Raw genomic sequence first — 20068 nt, 5'->3', positions numbered from 1 at the left:
GATCGACAACACCATGCAGGAACTGGGCTGGAAGCCCGAGGTGACGATGGAGCAGGCGCTGCGCCAGATCTTCGAGGCCTATCGCGAAAAGGTCGTGGAAGCACGCACCCTCGTCGACAGCGCCAACTGAGCGCGGAGCCATGGCCAGAATCGCCCTCAAGGTTGACGTCGACACGCTGCGCGGCACGCGCGAAGGCGTGCCGGCGCTGCTGTCCATGCTCGATGCCGTGCAGGCACAGGCCACCTTCCTGTACAGCCTGGGCCCGGACCACACCGGCTGGGCACTGCGCCGCGTATTCCGGCCCGGGTTCCTGAAGAAGGTGTCGCGCACCTCGGTGGTGTCCAACTACGGCCTGCGCACGCTGATGTACGGCGTGCTGCTGCCAGGGCCGGACATCGGCCGCAAGGCGGCCGCCGAAATGCGCGCGGCGCGCACGGCCGGCCATGAATGCGGCATCCATACCTGGGATCACGTCTACTGGCAGGACAACGTGCGCCAGCGCGATCCCGCCTGGACGCGCCGCCAGATGCAGAACGCATTCGACCGCTATGTCGACATCTTCGGCGAAGCCCCGCCCACGCATGGCGCGGCCGGCTGGCAGATGAACGACGAGGCGTTCCGGCAGATCGACGACTGGGGCATGGCCTACGCGTCGGACGGGCGCGGCACGGCGCCGTACATCCCGACTGTCGGCGGCGTGGCCTGCCGCCATGTGCAGATGCCAACCACGCTGCCCACGCTCGACGAAATGATCGGCGTGGACGGCCTCACCGAGGACAACGTCCATGAGGCCGTGCTGCGCCTGACGGAAGGCGCGGGCGGCATGCGCGACCATGTCTTCACGCTGCATACGGAACTGGAAGGCGGCAAGCTCGCGCCCGTGTTCCGCCGCCTGCTGCAAGGCTGGCGCGCGCAGGGGCATGAGCTGGTGTCGATGGCCACGTATTACCGGCACATCGACCGCGACACCCTGCCGGCGCTGCCGGTGACGTGGGGGTCGATTGAAGGGCGCAGCGGCGAGCTGATCATTCAGCCCTGACTATTGCGGATTGCCGGCTGATACTCCGTGGAGGCGCCGGCCCTCACCGCCGCGCCAACCGCAGCCCATTGAACACCACCAGCAGGCTCGCCCCCATATCGGCGAACACCGCCATCCACATCGTCCCCATCCCCGCCACGGTCAGCGCAAGGAATATCGCCTTGATGCCGAGCGCCAGCGTGATGTTCTGCCACAGGATGCGCGACGCGCGCCGCGACAGCCGCACGAACGCGGGGATCTTGCGCAGGTCGTCGTCCATCAGCGCCACGTCGGCGGTTTCGATCGCGGTATCGGTGCCGGCCGCGCCCATGGCAAAGCCGATATCGGCCCGCGCAAGTGCCGGCGCGTCGTTGATACCGTCGCCCACCATGCCCACCTTGCCGCGCGCAATGTGCGTGTCGATAGCCAGCGCGCCGATAGCATCCGCCTTGTCCTGCGGCAACTGGTTGCCGCGCGCCTCGTCGATGCCGACCTGCGCGCCGATGGCCTGCGCGGTATGCGGGTTGTCGCCGGACAGCATGATGGTCTTCACGCCCAGCGCGTGCAGCTCGGCAATGGCCTGGCGGCTGGCGTCGCGCACGGTGTCGGCCACCGCGAACATGGCCTGCGCCACCGCTGCGCCGTCCTTGCCGACGCGCGCCAGCAGCACCACGGTCTTGCCCTGGCGCTCCAGCACCTCGAGGCGGTCTTCCAGTTCGGGCGAGCATGCACCCATGTCGTGGATCAGCCGATGGTTGCCGAGGCAGTAGTCCTCGCCATCGATACGACCCTGCGTGCCCCGCCCGGCCAGCGCCTCGAATTCCGTCACGTCCAGCAAGGTGATGCCATCCGCCTGCGCCGCTGCGGCCACCGCCTTCGACACCGGGTGGTCCGACCTCGCGGCCAGGCTCGCGGCGATGGCGCGCGCCCGCGGCGCGTTGTCGACGAGCATCGCGTAGTCGGTCTGCGCGGGCTTGCCGTGCGTGATGGTGCCAGTCTTGTCGAGCGCCACCCACGACAGGTCCTTGCCCTGCTCCAGGTAGACCCCGCCCTTGATCAGGATGCCGCGCCGCGCCGCGGCGGCCAGGCCGCTGACGATGGTCACGGGCGTAGAGATCACGAGCGCGCACGGGCAGGCGATCACCAGCAGCACCAGCGCCTTGTAGATCCACTCCACCCACGGCGCGCCCATGGCCAGCGGCGGAAGCACCGCGATGGCTAGCGCGATGGCGAAGACCGTCGGTGTATAGATACGAGCGAACTGGTCGACAAAGCGCTGCGTCGGCGCGCGGCTGGCTTGCGCCGCCTCCACCGCGTGAATGATGCGGGCCAGCGTGGAATCGTTGGCGGGCGCGGTGACTTCGTACTCGATCTCGCCGGACTGGTTGATGGAGCCCGCGAACAGCGCGTCGCCGGCGGCCTTGTCGACCGGCACGCTCTCGCCGGTGATCGGGGCCTGATCCAGCGCGGACTGGCCGCGCACCACGCGCCCATCCAGCGCCACGCGTTCGCCGGGGCGCAGCCGCACCAGCGCCCCCACCGCCGCGCTGGCCGCCGGCACGACGGCCCAGTTGCCATCCGCCTGCCGCACGGTGGCCTGCTCGGGCGCCATGGCCATGAGGCCGCGAATGGCATTGCGCGCACGGTCCAGCGACGCGGCTTCGATGCGTTCGGCCAGCGCGAACAGCACCATGACCATGGCCGCTTCGGGCCATTCGCGCAGGACCAGCGCGCCCGTCACGGCAATGCTCATCAGTGCGTTGATGTTCAGGTTGCCGTTGCGCAGCGCGATCCATCCCTTGCGGTAGGTCGTCAGCCCGCCCAACGCCACGGCCGCAATCGCCAGCAGCGCCGGCAACCACGGGTCCCAGAACCCCAGCCATTCGGTGGCTTCAGCCCCGACGGCGGCCACTCCAGCCAGCGCCAGCGGCCACCACGGCTTGTGTTCCGCCGCGGGCAGCGGCGCGGCCTGCTCCGGGACTAGCGGCTCCGCCTTCATGCCGAGGCTGGCAATCGCCTTGACCACGGGTTCGGTCGAAGCCAGCGTGTGATGCACGGTCAGCACGCGCTGCATCAGGTTGAAATCGAGCGCCGCCACGCCGTCCATGCCCCCGAGCTTGTTGCGGATCAGCGTTTCCTCGGTCGGACAGTCCATGGCGTCGATACGATAGCTGGCCGAGCGCGCGCCGGACGGAATGGCGACCGGCACCACGGGCGCGACGCTGATCGTCGCGCCGCAGCCGCCGCCGCAGCACGCTGCTGGTTGCGGCACAAGGTCGTGGTGACCCTGCTCGTGCTGGTGGCCATGATCGTGATCGTGATCGTGGCCATGATGTTCTTGGGTATGCCCGTAAGGGTGCCCGGAGCCTGTTTCACTGCGCAAGTGTTCGTGTGGCAGCGCGTCTTCAGGTGTCGTGCGAGCCATTTCTTCTTTCCAGCTGGTTTGACCTGATGCCATTGAAGACCCTGTAGCCGCTACAGAGTCAAGCAAGGCGTCGACAAGACCCGGGCTGCGTCAGGGTGACGCGACCTGCGCTTGCAAGACGGCCGCAATGCGCCGCTATAATCGCGGCCATGCGCCGCCTGCTGATCCTGCTGTTCGCCATCATGCTGCCGCTCCAGTTCACCTGGGCGGGCGCGGCTGCATTCTGCGAGCACGGGCGCGAGCAGCAGCGCCAGCAGGAAACCGGCACCGCACCAGCCTGGCACTTCGGCCATCACACGCACGAGCACGAGGCCGGCGCCCAAGGCAAGACCGGCAGCAAGCTGCCCGATGCCGATTGCGCGATATGCCATTTCGCCGGCTCGCACGTCATGGTGCCGGCCGCGACACAGCCTCTGTCCTACCATTTCATCACCGTGCGCTACCGCGTGCTGCCCGTGAACTACGGGTCGGTGCCGGCGCGCGAACCGGATCGGCCCCAATGGCCGCGGCTGGCGTAATCCGCCGGTTCGGGGCCACGGCCTATCTTCTGCCCTCGCCGCGCCCGCGCTGACCGCGCAGGGGCCGGCATCCCGGATCGACGGATCTCGCGGCGTGACCGCCGTCAGCGCGCATGCGTGCCGCTGATGGCATCACGCCGGTGTTCCCTGGCTTCGATCTGGTGATACCCGATGAAACACGTAGTGATACCACTGGGGCTGGCTGCCGCCTTGCTCGGCCCCGTCGCGCAATCCGCCACCGCTGCAGCAATGCCGCCCGCGCCTCAGGTGCAACGCTCCGCAGGACCGCTCGACGCGGCGGAGCCGGCAGAACCGGCAGAACCGGCAGAACCACAAGGCATCCTGACGCTGGACACCGCCCTGGCGCTGGCCATGGCCCGCAACCCCACCCTTTCCGCTGTCCGACAGGAACTTGACGCCACCGAAGGCGGCATCGCGCAGGCGCGGACGATCCCGAACCCGGCCATCGGCTTCGAGATGGAAGACACGCGGCGCGCGTCGCGCACCACCACCGCGCAGATGAGCCTGCCGATCGAACTCGGCGGCAAGCGCTCGGCCCGCATCGACGCCGCGCAGAAGGCGCGCGACCTCGCCAGCGCGCAACTGGACAATGCCGAGGCCGACCTGCGCGCCGCGGTGATCGGCGCCTTCTTCCAGGTGCTGGTGGCACAGGAGCGTGTCGGCCTGGCAGAAAGCTCGGTCGGCATCGCCACGCGCGGCACGCAGGCCGCGGCGCGGCGCGTGATGGCCGGCAAGGTCTCCCCCGTGGAACAGACCCGCGCGGAGGTCGAACAGGCCAACGCCGAACTGGAACTGGCCGAGGCACGCGCCACACTGGACAGCGCGCGCCAGCAGCTCGCAGCCCAGTGGGGCAGCCAGGCGCCAGGATTCGCTTCGGCAAGCGGCGACCTGGAAGCCCTGCCGTCGCGGCCACTGCCCACCGCGCTCGACGATACGCTCGACATCGCGCCAGCAATGCGTGCCAGCCAGAGCGAGATGGCGCGGCGCCAGGCGCTCGTCAATGTCGAACGCAGCCGCCAATACCCCGACGTGACCGTGAGCGTCGGCGCCAAGCGCGAATACTCGTCGGATCGCGGCTACTACCCGGTGCTGGGCGTTTCGCTGCCGTTGCCCCTGTTCGACCGCAACCAGGGCAACCTGTACACCGCAATCCGCCAGGCCGACAAGGCCGCCGACGAATACCGCGCCACGCGCGTGCGGCTGGCCAGCGATCTGCGCCAGGCCTCCGGCCAGCTCGCGCTGTCGCGCAACAGCGCGCTGACCTTGCGCCAGACCGTGCTGCCGGCCGCGCAGCGCGCCTACCAGGCGGCAGCGCAAGGATTCGAAGCGGGCAAGTTCGCCTATCTCGAAGTGCTCGACGCCCAGCGCACGCTGCTGCAGGCACGCGTGCGCTATCTCGGCGCCGTGGCCGCCACCTACCAGGCCGCCACCGCCATCGACCGCATGCTCGGCCGCTGACCCGCCCAACAAGGATTCCCATGGCAATCACCAAGATCCAACGCAACGCTATCGCCGCGATCGTCGGTGCCGGCGTATTGGCCGGCGCCGCCCTGCTTTTCACGGGCCGTGAAACCGGCGACGGCCACGACGAGGCCGGCCACGATCACGGCGAGCAGGCATCGAAGCCGCCCGGCAAGGAGGCCGGCAAAGACGCAGCGTCCGCCGCGCAGGCCGCACCTGCCGCGGACTCGCACGACACCGACCGTATCGCGATGACGCCCGAGCAGATCCGCAATGCCGGACTGGAACTGCGCACCGCAGGCCCCGGCCGCGTACAGGCTGCGGAGCAGTTCCCCGGCGAGATCCGCTTCAACGAAGACCGCACCGCCCACGTCGTGCCGCGCGTGGCGGGCGTGGCCGAATCCGTGTCGGCCGTACTGGGCCAGCGCGTGAAGAAGGGCGACCTGCTGGCCGTGCTGGCCAGCACGCAGCTGTCGGACCAGCGCAGCGAACTGCTGGCCGCGCAGAGGCGGCTGGAGCTGGCACGCACGACCTACACGCGCGAGAAGCGCCTGTGGGAAGACAAGATCTCCGCCGAGCAGGATTTCCTGGCCGCGCGTACCGCGCTGCAGGAAGCGGAAATCGCCGTGCGCAACGCCATGCAGAAGCTCACCGCCATCGGCGCGCGGCCGGCGTCCACCGGGCTCAACCAGTTCGAGCTGCGCGCGCCGTTCGACGGCATCGTCGTCGAAAAACACCTGGCGCTTGGCGAAGCGGTCGCGGCGGACACCACCGTCTTCACGATCTCCGACCTGGCGACGGTCTGGGCCGAGTTCGTGATCGCGCCCAAGGACCTGAGCCAGGTACGGCTCGGCGAGAAGGTCAGCATCGCTTCCACCGCGTTTGACGGGACCGCCGCGGGCACCGTGTCCTATGTGGGCTCGCTGCTCGGACAGCAAACGCGCACCGCAACCGCGCGCGTGACGTTGTCGAACCCCGACATGGCGTGGCGCCCCGGCCTGTTCGTCACCGTCAGCGTGGCCGGACAGGAAACGGAAGTCCCCGTCGTCGTGGAAAGCGAAGCCGTGCAGACCGAAGGCCGCCAGCCGATGGTCTATGTCGAGGTGCCCGGCGGCTTTGAAGCGAGGCCGGTGACCACCGGGCGCAGCGACGGCAAGCGCATCGAGATCGTGCAGGGCCTGCAGCCCGGCGCCCGCTACGTCGCGCGCAACAGCTTCGTGCTGAAGGCCGAGCAGGGCAAGGCCGGCGCCGAGCACGCCCACTGACCCGCAGGAGCTGACCATGTTCGAACGCATCATCCGCTTTGCCATCGAGCAGCGCTGGCTGGTCCTGCTGGGCGTGCTGGGCATGGCGCTGCTGGGCCTCTACAGCTACAGCCGTCTGCCGATCGACGCCGTGCCCGACATCACCAATGTGCAGGTGCAGATCAATACCGAGGCGCCCGGCTACTCGCCGCTGGAAGCGGAGCAGCGCGTCACCTACCCGGTCGAGACCGCCATGGCCGGCCTGCCCGGGCTGGAACAGACGCGCTCGCTGTCGCGCTATGGCTTGTCGCAAGTCACAGTCATCTTCAAGGACGGCACCGACCTCTACTTTGCGCGCCAGCTCGTCAACCAGCGCTTGCTGGAAGCGCGCGAGAAGCTCCCGGACGGCACCACGCCGCAGCTGGGGCCGATCTCCACGGGTCTCGGCGAAATCTACCTGTGGACCGTCGAGGCCGACGACAACGCGCGCAAGCCTGACGGCACGCGCTATACGCCGACCGACCTGCGCGAGATCCAGGACTGGATCATCAAGCCGCAGCTGCGCACCGTCGCGGGCGTGACGGAGATCAACACCATCGGCGGCTTCGCGCGCGAGTACCTGGTGGCGCCGAGCCCGGAGCGCATGGCGTCCTACGGACTGAGCCTGCAGGACGTGGTGCAGGCGCTGGAGAAGAACAACAGCAACGTGGGCGCGGGCTACATCGAACGGCGCGGCGAGCAGTACCTGGTGCGCGCACCGGGCCAGGTCGGCTCGATGGACGATATCCGCGACGTCATCGTCGGCACCGCACAGGGCCAGCCGATCCGCATCCGCGACCTGGCCGAGGTCGGCCTGGGACGCGAACTGCGTACCGGCGCCGCGACCGACAACGGCCGCGAGGTCGTGCTGGGCACCGTCTTCATGCTGATCGGCGAGAACAGCCGCGCGGTCTCGCGCGCGGTCGATGCGCGCATGGCCGAGATCAATCGCACGCTGCCCCAGGGCGTGCGCGCCGTGACGGCGTACGACCGCACCGTGCTGGTCGACAAGGCCATTGCCACCGTGAAGAAGAACCTGCTCGAAGGCGCGGCGCTGGTGGTGGCGGTGCTGTTCCTGTTCCTCGGCAATCTCCGCGCGGCGGTCATTACCGCGCTGGTGATTCCGCTGTCGATGCTGTTCACATTCACCGGCATGGCCACCTACCGCATCAGCGCGAACCTGATGAGCCTGGGCGCGCTGGACTTCGGCATCATCGTCGATGGCGCGGTGGTCATTGTGGAGAACTGCGTCCGGCGCCTGGCCCGCGCGCAGCAGCACCACGGCCGCCCGCTCACGCGCGGCGAACGCCTGCACGAGGTGTTTGCGGCGGCCCGGGAAGCGCGCCGCCCGCTCGTGTTCGGCCAGCTGATCATCATGATCGTCTACGTGCCGATCTTTGCGCTGTCCGGTGTCGAAGGGAAGATGTTCCACCCGATGGCGATCACAGTGGTGCTGGCACTGGCCGGTGCCATGCTGCTGTCGGTGACCTTCGTGCCCGCGGCCGTGGCGCTGTTTATCGGCGAGCGCGTCGCGGAGAAGGAAAACCGCGTGATGCGGTGGGCGCGCAGTCTCTATGCGCCCGCACTGGCCCGCGCCGTCGCCAATACGCCGGTGGTCCTGACCTTCGCGGCGGTTGCCGTGGCGCTGAGCGGGCTGGTTGCGACGCGGCTTGGCAGCGAGTTCATCCCGAACCTGAACGAAGGCGACATCGCCGTGCAGGCATTGCGCATTCCCGGCACCAGCCTGAGCCAGTCAGTGGCCATGCAGCAGCAGATCGAAGCGCGCCTCAAGGAGAAATTCCCCGAGGTCGAGCGCGTCTTCTCGCGCACGGGCACGGCCGAGATCGCCGCCGACCCGATGCCGCCCAATGCGTCGGACGCCTACATCATGCTGCGGCCGCGCAGCGAATGGCCCGATCCGCGCAAGACGCGCGACCAGTTGCTGGCGCAGATGCAGGCGGAACTCGAGACCATCCCCGGCAACCGCTACGAGTTCTCGCAGCCGATCCAGCTGCGCTTCAACGAGCTGATCTCGGGCGTGCGCAGCGATGTCGCGGTCAAGCTGTTCGGCGACGACAACGCGGTGCTCGAAGCCACCGCGCAGAAGATCGCCTCCGCCCTGCAGTCGGTACCGGGCGCCGCCGAAGTCAAGGTCGAGCAGACCACCGGCCTGCCGGTCCTCACGGTTGCGATCGACCGCGCCCGCGCGGCGCGCTACGGGTTGAACATGACCGATGTGCAGGACACCGTCGCCATTGCCATCGGCGGGCGCGATGCCGGCACGCTGTTCGAAGGCGACAGGCGCTTCCGCATCGCGGTGCGCCTGCCTGAAGACGTGCGGGCCGATGTCGACGCCCTGCGGCGCCTGCCAATTGCACTGCCGCCCGATACGCGGCCCGCGGCTGCCGGCGGCGTACGCATGACCTCCGCCGACACCGCGCCCCGCACCAGCTATATCCCGCTGGGCGAGATCGCCACGTTCGACATCGCGCCAGGCCCCAACCAGGTCTCGCGCGAGAACGGCAAGCGCCGCATCGTCATCAGTGCCAACGTGCGCGGGCGCGATGTCGGCAGCTTCGTGCCGGACGCCCAGGCCGCGATTGCCGAGCGTGTGACGATTCCCACGGGCTACTGGATCGCCTGGGGTGGCACGTTCGAGCAACTGCAATCGGCCACAAACCGCCTGCAGATCGTCGTGCCGATGGCGCTGCTGATGGTATTCGTGCTGCTGTTCGCGATGTTCGGCAACCTCAGGGACGGCCTGCTCGTGTTCACCGGCATTCCGTTCGCGCTGACGGGGGGCATCCTGGCGCTGTGGCTGCGCGGCATTCCGCTGTCGATCTCCGCGGCGGTCGGCTTCATCGCGCTGTCAGGCGTGGCGGTGCTCAATGGGCTGGTGATGCTGTCGTTCATCCGCAGCCTGCGCGAAGACGGGCTGGCGCTCGATGATGCCGTACAGAGCGGCGCACTGAGCCGGCTGCGGCCGGTGCTGATGACGGCGCTGGTGGCATCGCTCGGCTTCATCCCGATGGCGCTTGCCACGGGCACGGGCGCCGAGGTGCAACGCCCGCTCGCCACGGTGGTGATCGGCGGCATCGTGTCGTCGACGGTGCTGACGCTGCTGGTGTTGCCGGTGCTGTATCGGCTGGCGCATCGCCGCGATGAGCAGATGGGCGCCGGTAAGGGCGTGCGCAGTGCGCTGGTGCGGGATCCGGCCAGCTAGATCACGCGGCACTCATCCCGGCGCCTGGCCTCGCCGGGATGAGCCAATCAGAGGCTGGCGTGAACCGCGGGGGCCGCGAGGTTCGCGAGCACCCGCAGCGCGGCGATCTCGCGGGCCTCCCAGGCGGCCCGGCCGGCCAGGTAGTTGAATGTGCCGAATACCCGCCCGGCCTTGCACAGCGGTACATTGACCACGGCCCTGCATCCCAGCGAGCGGATCAGCGCAACGTCGTCAAACACCGCCGCCAGCGCCGCATCGCCTTCGCCGACGAAGACTTCCCCGGCTTCGAGCAATTGCCGCCGCCAGGGGCTGTCCGGCTTGGACTTCTTCCCGCCCGGCGGATAGGCAACAGGGTCCGACGACCAGATTCGCTCGATTTCCGCCGTACCCGCATGCCACGCATTGATGGTCAGCAGGCCCGGCCCCAGCAGCCGCAGTGTCGCCTGGCCTACGGCATCCAGCGTTTCCTTCGGGTTGGCCGCGCGCTGCAGCGCATCGCACAGGCCATTGGCGCAAACCAGTATCTCCGCGGCGTGGTCCAGGACAGCACTCACGTTATTCCCCATGGATGCCAAGTTCGCGAATGAGCTTGCCATAGCGGTCCGCATCGTTGCGCAGGATGGTGCCGAACTGCTGCGGGGTGGACGTGGCCGTCTCCACGCCGATCGCGTTCATCTGCTTCTTGACCTCCGGCAGCGACATCACCGCGTTGATTTCGCGGTTCAGGCGCGCCACCAGGTCGGTGGGCATGCCCTTCGGACCGAACGCGCCGTACCAGACCGCCAGCTCATAGCCCGGCACGGTCTCCGCGACGGTCGGTGTATTGGGCAGCAGCGGCGAGCGCTTTGCCTCGGTGACGGCCAGCAGGCGCAGCTTGCCGGCCTTCACGTGCGGCAGCGTCTGGGTGCCCGCGGAGAACAGCACCTGCGTCTGGCCGGCGACCGTATCGACCACTGCCGGCGCACCGCCCTTGTAGGGCACGTGCAGCATCTGCACGCCGGCCATGCGCTCGAACAGCACAGCGCTCAGGTGATTGGTGGAACCCGGGCCCGCACTGGCATAGGCCAGCTTGCCAGGGTTGGCCTTGGCGTAGGCAATCAGTTCCTTCAGGTTCTGCGCGGGCACCGACGGATGCACGACCATCGTGTTGGTCACATAGGCAAGCAGCCCCAGCGGCGTGAAATCCTCGACACCGCGGAACGGCATGTTGGGCATCAGCGCCGGGTTCATCGCATGCGTGCTCATCGAGCCGACCAGCAGCGTGTAGCCATCCGGCTTCGCGCGCGCGACCATCGCCGAGCCGATATTGCCCGACGCGCCCGGCTTGTTGTCGACGATGACCGGCTTGCCGAGCGAACGCGTCAGGTGTTCGGACAGCACGCGTGCGAGGATGTCGGTGGAACCGCCCGCGGCCCACGGCACGATCAGCGTAATCGGCTTCTGCGGGTAGGGATCCGCGGCATGCGCGGCGGCGCAGAGCGACAGCGCGGCAACGCCGCCCAGCAATCGTTTCACAATGGATTTCATAGTCTTGCTCTCCTCGATCTCGCGCGAACCGGCGTGCTGCCATTCGCGCCCTCTTCTGGTGGATGGCCGGATTCAGCGCCCGACGGCGTAGCCTTGCATGCCGCGCGCATTGGCGCCGGCACGCAGCACCAGGCGCCCGCGCGCATCGCGTTCGCGCGTGCACGCGGACATGCGCCCTTCGGACCATGGATCGCCCACGCGCACGTCGTGGCCGCGGTCTCGCAGCGCGGCAAGCGTGGCTTCGGGGAAGCGAGACTCCATGGTGATCCGGTTGATCACGGTCTGGCGCGGCCAGAATGAGCCCGGGAAATGGTCGATATGCCAGCCCGGCGCATCGATCGCCTCCTGCAGGTTCATGCCGTGCACCGCATGGCGCAGGAAGAACGCCAGCGACCACTGGTCCTGCTGGTCACCGCCGGGCGTGCCGAACACCATGTACGGCTCGCCGTCGCGCAGCGCGAGCGAAGGCGACAGCGTCGTACACGGGCGCTTGCCCGGTGCGAGCGAATTCGGCAGGCCCGGTTCGAGCCAGGTCATCTGCAGGCGCGTATTGAGCGCGAAGCCCAGCGCGGGAATGGTCGGGCTCGATGACAGCCAGCCGCCGGACGGCGTGGCGGCCACCATATTGCCGTGCCGGTCGATCACGTCCACATGGCAAGTGTCGCCCACGAACAGCTCGCGCTCGGCCCACTCCGACACCGGCGGCAGTTCGGCAAAGGTCGGCTCGCCCACGCCGAAGCGCACATCGGCACGCTGCAGCGTGCGCACCGCCGCTTCCAGGTCGGGCAGGCGCGGGGTCGCGCCACCAGGCATGCCGGGATCGATCGAGCGTGACGCGCGTGCGCCGATGCGCTGCGCCCGATCGGCCAGATAGCCACCGTCCAGCAGCGCGGCAAGCGGGCTGGCCGCGAAGCGAGGATCGCCATACCATGCGAGCCGGTCGGCCATGGCCAGCTTGCAGGCCTCGGCAATCCGGTGCACGAATTCCGCCGAGTCCGGGGCGTGCCGTTCGAGTTGCGCTTCGCGCAGCATGCCAAGCTGCTGCAGGAACACCGGGCCCTGGCTCCAGATATCGCACTTGGCCACGGTATAGCGGCCGAAGTCGAGCGTAACAGGCGCTTCCACGTCAGGCTGCCATGCGGCCATATCCTCGTATCGAAGCAGCCCCGTGTGCTTGTCGCCGGTGGTGTCGCGCACGTGCGTGTTGCGGCAATAACTGTCGATCTCGCGCGCCACGAAGCCGCGGTACCAGCAGTCCATGGCCGCGTCGATCTGGCCTTCGTGCGTCTGGCTGCGCTGCTGCGCTTCGTCGACGATGCGCGTGTAGGTGGCCGCCAGCGCGGGCAGTGTGTGCAGGCTGCCGGGGCGCGGCACCTTGCCGCCAGGCAGCCAGGTCTGCGCGGAGCTGTGCCACTCGTCGCGGAACAACGCCTGCACGGCCAGGATCGCGCGCGAGATGCGCGGCACCAGCGGGAATCCGTCGCGCGCGTAGCCGATGGCCGGCGCCAGTACGTCGGCGAGCGGCCACGTGCCATGGTCGCGCAGCATGGTCAGCCACGCACCGAAGGCGCCCGGCACCGTGGCCGGCATCAGGCCGATGCCGGGCATCAGTTCCAGGCCCATGGCGCGCAGTTTTTCGGGGTCAGCCAGCGCGGGCGCGGCGCCCTGCCCGCACACCGAGCGCACGCGGCGCTCGCGTTCGCTCCAGTACAGGATCGGCACTTCGCCGCCGGGCCCGTTCAGGTGCGGCTCCACCACTTGAAGCACGAAGCCGGCAGCAGCAGCGGCGTCGAAGGCATTGCCGCCCCGCTCGAGAACGCCCATGGCGGTTTGCGTGGCCAGCCAGTGGGTCGATGCCGCCACGCCAAAGGTGCCGATGATTTCCGGACGGGTAGTGAACATGGGAAGGGCTCCTGGGATTCAGGCCAGTATAGGGTTATGAAATAACCGCAATGACGTCTTTGGTTATCATTGCATGACTGATTGGTTATACGACTACCCTGCCCTCCCTCGTACCGCCATGTCCATCGCTTCCGACCACCTGGTCCATCGTGTCATTTCCCGGCTGCGCCTCAGGCACATGCCGCTGCTGCTGGCACTGGAAAGGCAGCGCTCGGTATCGCGCGTCGCCGCCGAAATGAACCTGTCGCAGCCGGCCGTCACCAAGATGCTGCGCGAGATCGAGGACATCTTCACGGTACCGCTGTTCACGCGCACGCGTCAGGGGCTGGAGCCGACGCCGACCGGCCTGAGCGTGCTCGCGCACGCCCGCCTGGCGCTGGCCGACGCGGATGCACTCGGCCGCGAGCTTGCCGTGATCGAGGCGGGCTTGTCGGGCCGGCTGCGCCTGGGGGTGATTCCGTACATCGCGCGGCCGGTGCTGGACGCTGCCTGCACTTTCGGGCTGGCGCGCTCCCCGCGCATCTCGGTCCTGGTGCGCGAGGGCACCACGGATGAACTGGTGGCCGCGCTGCGCGCCCATGAACTCGATTGCGTGATCGCGCGCACGTTCTATGTGCCCGGCGAGGATATCGCGCAGCGGCCGCTCTACCGCGAAGAACCGGTGCTGGTGGTGCCAAGCAAGGCAGCGGCGCGCCTGGCGCGCAGCGGGCTGGACTGGAACCAGCTGGCCGCACGGGACTGGATCCTGCCGCCGCCCAATACGCCCATCCGGCGCACCATCAACACCATGTTCGCGGTGGCGGGCGTGGCGCAGCCCACCCCGATCGTCGAGACGTACTCGATCAAGACGATGGCCACCGTGCTGCGCAGCCACCTGGGCGCCATCACCATCGTGCCAAGAGGCGTTGCCGCCGAGCTGGTGGAGGCCGAAGGCGCGACCATGCTGCCCCACCCGCTAAGCTGGGACCTGCCGCCGGTGGGCGTGATGTGGCGCAGGGAATCCGGCGAGGATGAAAAGATCGCGGCACTGGTGACGAGCGTCGCCGCGGTGGGGGGACGGGTCTGAGGCGACGGGCGCCTTCGCCTCAGGCAGCTGCGCGCGGCTGCAGCTCGGTTCCGGCCGGGAACAGCAGCGCGAACACGGTTTCGCCGTCGCTGCTGCTTACCAGGGCACGGCCGCCGTGCAGGCGCATGATGGAATCGACGATGGCCAGTCCCAGCCCCGTGGATGCCGCGGAGTTGCGCCGCGACGGATCGGCACGGTAGAAGCGGCCGAAGATGTGCGGCAATACCTCGGGGTCGATTGCCGGACCCGCGTTGACCACGCGGATGCAGGTGGCGCCGCCCTCTTCGCTCGCGCCGCGGGCTACATCCACACGGACTGTGCTGCCAGCCGGCGCATGGCGCAACGCGTTGTCGAGCAGGTTCGTGACCGCGCGGCGCAACAGCGTCTGGTCGGCGTGGATGCTGGCGGCGCCGGCCACGGACACGCTCACGTCGCGGTCGGCCGCGACCGCATCGAAGTACTCGGCGACCTTGTCGAGTTCGGCGCGCGCGTCGAGCGTGCGCACGCCCATCGAAGTTCACGTCCCACACCTGCGAGGCGATCAGCGAGCGCGACAGCACCTCGCCGCGGCGCCGTGCCAGCAGGTAAAGCAGCGCGAACTCCTTCGACGTGAGGTCGATCTTCTGCCCCGCGCGCGTCACGCGGCGGCGGATCGCGTCGATCTGCAGGTCGGCCAGTTCGATGAATTCGCTTTCGCGCAAGGGCCCGCGGCGAAGGATGGTGCGGATGCGCATGACCAGCTCGGCAAATGCAAACGGCTTGACCATGTAGTCGTCGGCGCCGAGTTCCAGGCCCTTGAGCCGGTCCTGCAGTTCGTCGCGCGCGGTCAGGAACAGCACCGGCGTATCGCGTTCGCGGCGCAGCTCGCGCAGCACGCTCCAGCCATCGAGCCCCGGCAGCATCACATCGAGCACGACCAGGTCATAGGGCTGCTCGCGCGCGTGGGCCAGGCCGTCGATGCCGTCCCGCGCAAGGTCGACCACGAAGCCGGATTCGGTCAGCCCTTTTTGCAGGTAATCGCCCGCCTTGGGCTCGTCTTCGACAATCAGGATGCGCATGCGGGTGTCCTTTTGGGCGGGCACCGGTGCTCCGCCAGGGCATAACGCTAGCGGAGACTGGGCCCGCGTGGCGCAAGATGTCAAAAATGTCATCTGCACGTGACGCATCCGCGCCAGCGAGCCCGGTAAAATGGCGGCGACATCGAACGCCTCTATTGGTTCCACGCCATCCGATGAAACGCCTGACTATCCGCTTTTTCCTGCTGTGCCTTCCGCTGCTGGCTGTGTCCGGCGCGGGGCAGGCCGCATCCCGGTCTCCGGCCTGTGCCATGGTGCAGGCTGCGGGCCTGTCACTGGCCGAGCGCCACGCCGCGGCCAAGGCGAGCGCCGAAGCGGCACTGGGCCCGGCGCCGCATTGCGCCGATGGCGCCGTGCGCGTCATGGCCGACCCCGACAGCGACGGCAGCCCCTTGCAACTGCATGACAGGAACGGCGACGCCAATGACAAACCCGCCCAGGGCGACAGCAGCCGTGCCGAGAGCCGCTGCGCCACGCGCGGCGGATGCACCGTGGGCGAGCTGACGGAACTCCCCGTTGCCGCGCTTGCACACTACGGCCATGCGGCCACGTTTGCCGGTCCCTTCAGCGGCTTCCCGGCCCAGCCCTGATGCGCGCTGGCGGGATCTGCCAGAACTGCAGGTGGCTTACTCGACGCGATAGAAATCAATCGACTGGCCCGCGTTGACCGCGCGCTGAAGCCAGTCCGGATACTCCCCGGTACCGTCCCAGCTCTGTCCCAGTGCATTGCGGTATAGCGGCGCGGCCTTCTTTGGCGGCTGCTGCACAGCGGCGGCGTCAGGGGGAGCGGGTAATTCGCTCGCGCCATGGGTTTCCGTGGCCCCGCTTTCTCCAGCGGACGGTTCCCCGTCAAAACATCCCGCGGCCATCAGGTCGTCAAGCGTCAGGGCGTAGTTGTCCATTTGCTCGCGAATCCAGGCGATCGCGGCCAGCTTGGCTGATTCAGACTCAGACATGAGTATCGTGAGAAGCCCGCCGCAATGTCTCCGATTCCGGCGGTGCAATGGAAGACCGGCGCCAGACAGCGGCGCCGGTGTGATTTCCGTGATTTTACCGTGTTTGCCAGCCGTTCCCGCGAAACGCAGCTGGCAACCCGCGGGCGCCGGTCCATGACGGCATTGTCATGTCGCAGTCATGCTGCTGTGCGGCACGCCTGCCTAGACTGCCCGCAGGGTCGGTCAAGTCCTGACCGGCCGGCTACCGGAGATACACCATGCGACTGCTCAGACATACCCTGATGGCCACGGCGATGGCCGCCACGCTTGCCGGCGTAGCTACCGCCGCGGGCGCGGCCGGCACGCGCACGCCCGACCCTTACCTCGACGGCGCGCGCAGCGTGCAAGGCCCGCGCGATGTCTTTACCGATGGCGCGCGCAGCGGCCCGCGCACGCCCGACCCATTTACCGACGGCTCGCGCAGTGGCAGTGGTCCGCGCACGCCCGATCCCTACTCCGACGGCGCCTGAGCCGTCATGGCTCAACGCACTTCGCCATAGATGCGGCGGGCGTCCGCGGCCGTGGCTAGCGGACGACCCAGCGTCAGCCCGCCCTGGGCGGCCTGCGCCACCAGCGCGGCATTGCCTGGCGCCAGGCTGCCATCGCGCAGATACAAGTTGTTCTCGAAGCCCACGCGGACGTGGCCGCCGAACGCCGCCGCAGCGGTCACGCAGGCGTTTTCCTCGCGCCCGAATGCGCAGATCGCCCAGGGCAGGGTTCCGTCGGCCACCTGCAGGAAGGGAAGCAAATCGCGCGGCGAGGACACCTGCCCCGCTGAATAGCGCCCCAGCACGTACAGCACCGACCACGCACCCGGCGGGACCATGCCGCGCGCGCGCATGGCCTGCCAGCGCTGCACATCCGCCGCGTCGTACAGGATCACCTGCGTCATGATGCGTTCGCGCGCCAGCCAGCCAAGGAAGTCCGCCAGCTCGGTCTCGCTCACGTCCGGCACCGCAATCTCGCGCAGGCCCACCGATACCGCTTCGGGCCGAAGCTCGCGCACCATCGCCATCTGCTGCGCGGCCTTGTACACGCCTGCCGCCTCGCTCGTGACCTGCACCAGCAAATCATCGCCCACGGCCTGCCTGACCGCGGCCAGCGCCTCGCGGTAGGTCTGCGCATCGAGCGAGTGGCGTCCTTCGGCGTCGCGCACGTGCATGTGCATCATGGCCGCGCCTGCGTCCAGGCAGGCCTTGGCGTCGGCCGCCAGTGCGGCGGCCGTCAGCGGTACCGCGGCGTGGTCGCTGGCGCGCTTGTACGCGCCGTTGGGCGCTACGGTAATGATCAGCGGCGAATCAGCCAGCGGCTGATGGGTCGGGGCCTGGATAGCTTGCGTCATGGCTGGATCTCGGGCAGTTCGGGGGCAATCAGGTCAAGGCCGGCGCGCAGCAGCCGGTCATAGCGCGCGCGTTCGGCGGCAATGGTCTCGGGCGTCCACGCGTAGAAGCCTTCGCCGCGCTTCATGCCGTGGCGGCCGTCGGCGGCGCGCTCGCTCAGGCAGCGCGCGGGATGATCGTCATTGCAGAAGGTCGGGTACATGGTAGCGCCGGCGGCGGCATGCACGTCGATCCCGGCATGGTCGCGCTGCAGGACCGGGCCCGCGGCCAGGAAGCGGAAGCCGAAGCCGAAGCGCACGGCAGCGTCCACGTCCTCGGCCGACGCAATGCCCCGGTCGATCAGGCTGAAGGCCTCGCGCGACAGCGCGTGCTGCAGCCGGTTGGCCAGGAAGCCCGGCAGGTCCCGGCGCACCTTGACGGGCACCATGCCGCAGCGGCGCATGAACGCGATCAGTGCGTCGGCACAGGCTTCATCGCTGCCCGCCCCCATGACCACTTCCACCAGCGGCACCAGGTGCGCCGGCATGAAGAAGTGCAGGCCCAGCATGCGACCGCGCCCGGACAAACCATCACCAATCGCGCTGATCGGGAAACTCGAACTGTTGCTGGCCAGCACGGCATCGGGACGCGCCCGTGCGGACAGCTCCAAGAACAGTGCCTGCTTGAGTTCGAGCCACTCGGGAATGCACTCGATCACCAGGTCCACCGACGGCCAGTCCACGGCGTCCAGGTCCTGCACCACAGCGAGCCGTTCGGCGCCTTCGGCCCGGCCGATCACCTCCAGGTTGGCGGCCACGCGGCCGGGCAGCGCACCGGCGCGCCCGGCATCGGGCTCGACCACCGTGGTACGGCACAGCGCGCGGGTCAGGACCACGGCGACATCGGCACCCATGGTGCCGCCGCCGACCACGACCGCATGGGCAACGCCCGGGCGGTCGAGGATGACGGATGGGGCGGGATTCTGCATAGCGTCTCTTGGCTTTGGCGAAGGCGGCAGGCACGTCGGCCCGGCGCCGGAATGGAGAATGGCAGCAGTGTAGAGAAGCCGCTTTGATTGATGAAGTCGATTCTATGGATAAAATGATCTGAATTCGAGATCAATCAGCCTGCCCAGCCCGGGACGCCATCGCCCATGAAGATCAACCTGTCGATGCGTGACATCGAGACCACGCTCGTGCTCGGCCGCACGCTGAACTTCCGGCAAGCGGCCAGCCAGCTGCACCTGTCGCAGTCCGCCCTGTCTACCCAGATCCTGCGCATCGAGGAATCGCTCGGCGTGCGCCTGTTCGACCGCACCACGCGCACGGTGCGGCTGACTGCGGCTGGCGCGGTCTTTATGCAGCAGGCCGCGCTGCTGCAGGCGGCCTTCCGCGGCGCGATCGACGCGGTCACGGGCATTGCCAGCGCCGAGCGCGGCCAGGTCGCGGTGGCGGCACTGCCGTCGCTGGCGGCGCGCATGCTGCCGCGCGTGCTGATGGCCTACCACCGCGCCCGCCCCGAAGTGGCGCTCAAGGTGTTCGATACGCTATCCGGGCCCGCCTTCGATATGGTGCGCGCGGGCGATGTCGACTTCGCGCTGACCGCGGCCGATCCGCAGCAGGCGGACCTGCACTACGAGCCGCTGATGTCCGACCGCTTCGTGCTGCTGATCCCGGCCGAGCACCCGCTGGCGCGCGGCACGGGGCCGCTGCGCTGGGCCGACACCGCGCATGCGCCGCATGTCTCGATGACGCACCCGAGCAGCGTGCGCCAGTACGCCGAGTGGGCCTTCCTGCAGAACCGCATCCGCTTCCAGCCGGTGTTCGAGGCCGAGCACCTCGCCACCATTGCCGCCATGGTCGAGTGCGGTTTCGGCGTGGCGGCGCTGCCGGAAATCGCCGCGGGCACCGTGCGCCAGCCGGGCATCGTCGAGCGCCTGCTGACCGGGCCGGTCACGGAGCGGTCGATCGGGCTGGTCACGCCGCGCAACCGCAGCCTGTCGCCCGCGGCGGCGGAGCTGGCCGATGCGGTGCGCGCGCACCTGGCCCAGTTCTGCGGCCAGCCCGAAGCCGCCGGCGCCGAGGTTGGTTGAGGCGGCAATGACGCAGCCCGCCTGATACTCCGTCCTGTTGCCGCGACGCGTGGACGTATGAGAAAAAGTTGACGCTGTCCGGGCCGGCGATAAGAATCGGTGATCGCCGGCCACACTCTGGCAGTTCTCGCCCTGCGCCTT

16 protein-coding genes and 3 pseudogenes are annotated in these 20068 nt (G+C 68.7%); 10 read left to right on the top strand and 9 right to left on the bottom strand.

Annotated elements, in window-relative coordinates:
- Together AC3FNH_RS15660 and AC3FNH_RS15655 are read left to right on the top strand one after the other, a co-directional pair.
- A pseudogene (locus AC3FNH_RS15660) lies at positions 1–130 on the top strand (bifunctional UDP-4-keto-pentose/UDP-xylose synthase); the annotation flags it as partial.
- Positions 131–140: 10 nt separating this feature from the next.
- Entirely contained in the window at positions 141–1040 is a 900-nt protein-coding gene (locus tag AC3FNH_RS15655) for a polysaccharide deacetylase family protein (protein ID WP_488720676.1), read from the top strand.
- Between the two features lie 43 nt (positions 1041–1083).
- Here AC3FNH_RS15655 and AC3FNH_RS15650 read toward each other — a convergent pair whose 3' ends face one another.
- The gene (locus tag AC3FNH_RS15650) at positions 1084–3444 is read right to left on the bottom strand and encodes a heavy metal translocating P-type ATPase (protein ID WP_488720675.1); all 2361 of its coding nucleotides are present in this window, start codon (positions 3442–3444) and stop codon (positions 1084–1086) included.
- Between the two features lie 149 nt (positions 3445–3593).
- Here AC3FNH_RS15650 and czcI point away from each other — a divergent pair, with 149 nt between their 5' ends.
- The 4 genes from czcI to AC3FNH_RS15630 all read left to right on the top strand — a co-directional run bounded on the left by czcI (position 3594) and on the right by AC3FNH_RS15630 (position 9950).
- A complete protein-coding gene (gene czcI / locus AC3FNH_RS15645) occupies positions 3594–3962 on the top strand; it encodes a cation efflux protein, CzcI family (protein WP_276101274.1) in 369 nt (122 codons plus the stop codon).
- A 171-nt stretch (positions 3963–4133) separates the two neighbouring features.
- Positions 4134–5441: a TolC family protein gene (locus AC3FNH_RS15640; protein ID WP_488720674.1), complete on the top strand. Its 1308-nt coding sequence runs from the start codon at positions 4134–4136 to the stop codon at positions 5439–5441.
- Between the two features lie 20 nt (positions 5442–5461).
- Complete coding sequence (locus AC3FNH_RS15635; RefSeq protein ID WP_488720673.1) at positions 5462–6709, top strand: efflux RND transporter periplasmic adaptor subunit; 1248 nt, start codon at positions 5462–5464, stop codon at positions 6707–6709.
- Between the two features lie 16 nt (positions 6710–6725).
- On the top strand, positions 6726–9950 hold the full coding sequence (locus tag AC3FNH_RS15630) for a CusA/CzcA family heavy metal efflux RND transporter (protein WP_488720672.1): 3225 nt from the start codon (positions 6726–6728) through the stop codon (positions 9948–9950).
- Between the two features lie 47 nt (positions 9951–9997).
- Here the strand turns inward: AC3FNH_RS15630 and AC3FNH_RS15625 are convergent, their stop codons facing one another.
- From AC3FNH_RS15625 to AC3FNH_RS15615, 3 genes are all read right to left on the bottom strand, one after another.
- Positions 9998–10504 carry a GAF domain-containing protein gene (locus AC3FNH_RS15625; RefSeq protein ID WP_276101270.1) on the bottom strand — a complete coding sequence of 169 codons (507 nt, stop codon included), beginning with the start codon at positions 10502–10504 and terminating at the stop codon, positions 9998–10000.
- Position 10505: 1 nt separating this feature from the next.
- Positions 10506–11477, bottom strand: coding sequence for a Bug family tripartite tricarboxylate transporter substrate binding protein (locus tag AC3FNH_RS15620; protein ID WP_488720671.1), 972 nt, complete (start codon positions 11475–11477; stop codon positions 10506–10508).
- A 72-nt stretch (positions 11478–11549) separates the two neighbouring features.
- Positions 11550–13379, bottom strand: a complete 1830-nt coding sequence (locus AC3FNH_RS15615) for a gamma-glutamyltransferase family protein (RefSeq protein ID WP_488720670.1) — start codon at positions 13377–13379, stop codon at positions 11550–11552.
- A gap of 73 nt (positions 13380–13452) precedes the next feature.
- Between AC3FNH_RS15615 and AC3FNH_RS15610 the strand changes: the two genes are divergently transcribed.
- The gene (locus AC3FNH_RS15610; RefSeq protein WP_488720669.1) at positions 13453–14445 is read left to right on the top strand and encodes a LysR substrate-binding domain-containing protein; all 993 of its coding nucleotides are present in this window, start codon (positions 13453–13455) and stop codon (positions 14443–14445) included.
- Between the two features lie 19 nt (positions 14446–14464).
- On the opposite strand, the pseudogene AC3FNH_RS15605 reads toward AC3FNH_RS15610, so the two are convergent.
- Both AC3FNH_RS15605 and AC3FNH_RS15600 read right to left on the bottom strand, forming a co-directional pair.
- Positions 14465–14959: pseudogene (locus AC3FNH_RS15605) on the bottom strand (ATP-binding protein); the annotation flags it as partial.
- A pseudogene (locus AC3FNH_RS15600) lies at positions 14943–15503 on the bottom strand (response regulator); the annotation flags it as partial. The pseudogenes AC3FNH_RS15605 and AC3FNH_RS15600, both read right to left, overlap by 17 nt.
- Before the next feature lie 173 nt (positions 15504–15676).
- On the opposite strand from AC3FNH_RS15600, the gene AC3FNH_RS15595 reads away from it, so the two are divergent.
- Positions 15677–16111 (top strand): hypothetical protein, encoded by a 435-nt coding sequence (locus AC3FNH_RS15595; RefSeq protein WP_488720668.1) that lies wholly within the window; start codon positions 15677–15679, stop codon positions 16109–16111.
- A 36-nt stretch (positions 16112–16147) separates the two neighbouring features.
- Here AC3FNH_RS15595 and AC3FNH_RS15590 read toward each other — a convergent pair whose 3' ends face one another.
- A complete protein-coding gene (locus AC3FNH_RS15590) occupies positions 16148–16477 on the bottom strand; it encodes an H-NS family nucleoid-associated regulatory protein (protein ID WP_488720667.1) in 330 nt (109 codons plus the stop codon).
- A gap of 257 nt (positions 16478–16734) precedes the next feature.
- On the opposite strand from AC3FNH_RS15590, the gene AC3FNH_RS15585 reads away from it, so the two are divergent.
- On the top strand, positions 16735–16986 hold the full coding sequence (locus AC3FNH_RS15585) for a hydroxyquinol 1,2-dioxygenase (RefSeq protein WP_276101263.1): 252 nt from the start codon (positions 16735–16737) through the stop codon (positions 16984–16986).
- A gap of 11 nt (positions 16987–16997) precedes the next feature.
- Here AC3FNH_RS15585 and AC3FNH_RS15580 read toward each other — a convergent pair whose 3' ends face one another.
- Both AC3FNH_RS15580 and AC3FNH_RS15575 read right to left on the bottom strand, forming a co-directional pair.
- The gene (locus tag AC3FNH_RS15580; RefSeq protein ID WP_488720666.1) at positions 16998–17858 is read right to left on the bottom strand and encodes a beta-keto acid cleavage family enzyme; all 861 of its coding nucleotides are present in this window, start codon (positions 17856–17858) and stop codon (positions 16998–17000) included.
- Positions 17855–18823, bottom strand: a complete 969-nt coding sequence (locus AC3FNH_RS15575) for a 3-hydroxyacyl-CoA dehydrogenase family protein (RefSeq protein WP_488720665.1) — start codon at positions 18821–18823, stop codon at positions 17855–17857. Before AC3FNH_RS15575 ends, AC3FNH_RS15580 begins: the two co-directional genes overlap by 4 nt.
- A gap of 165 nt (positions 18824–18988) precedes the next feature.
- On the opposite strand from AC3FNH_RS15575, the gene AC3FNH_RS15570 reads away from it, so the two are divergent.
- Positions 18989–19927: a LysR family transcriptional regulator gene (locus AC3FNH_RS15570; protein ID WP_488720664.1), complete on the top strand. Its 939-nt coding sequence runs from the start codon at positions 18989–18991 to the stop codon at positions 19925–19927.
- Positions 19928–20068: the final 141 nt, after the last annotated feature.

This window comes from Cupriavidus sp. 22TCCZM01-5, assembly GCF_057798915.1.
The sequence above is the reverse complement of the archived record's forward strand: the minus strand, read 5'-3'. Positions and strand labels throughout refer to the sequence as shown.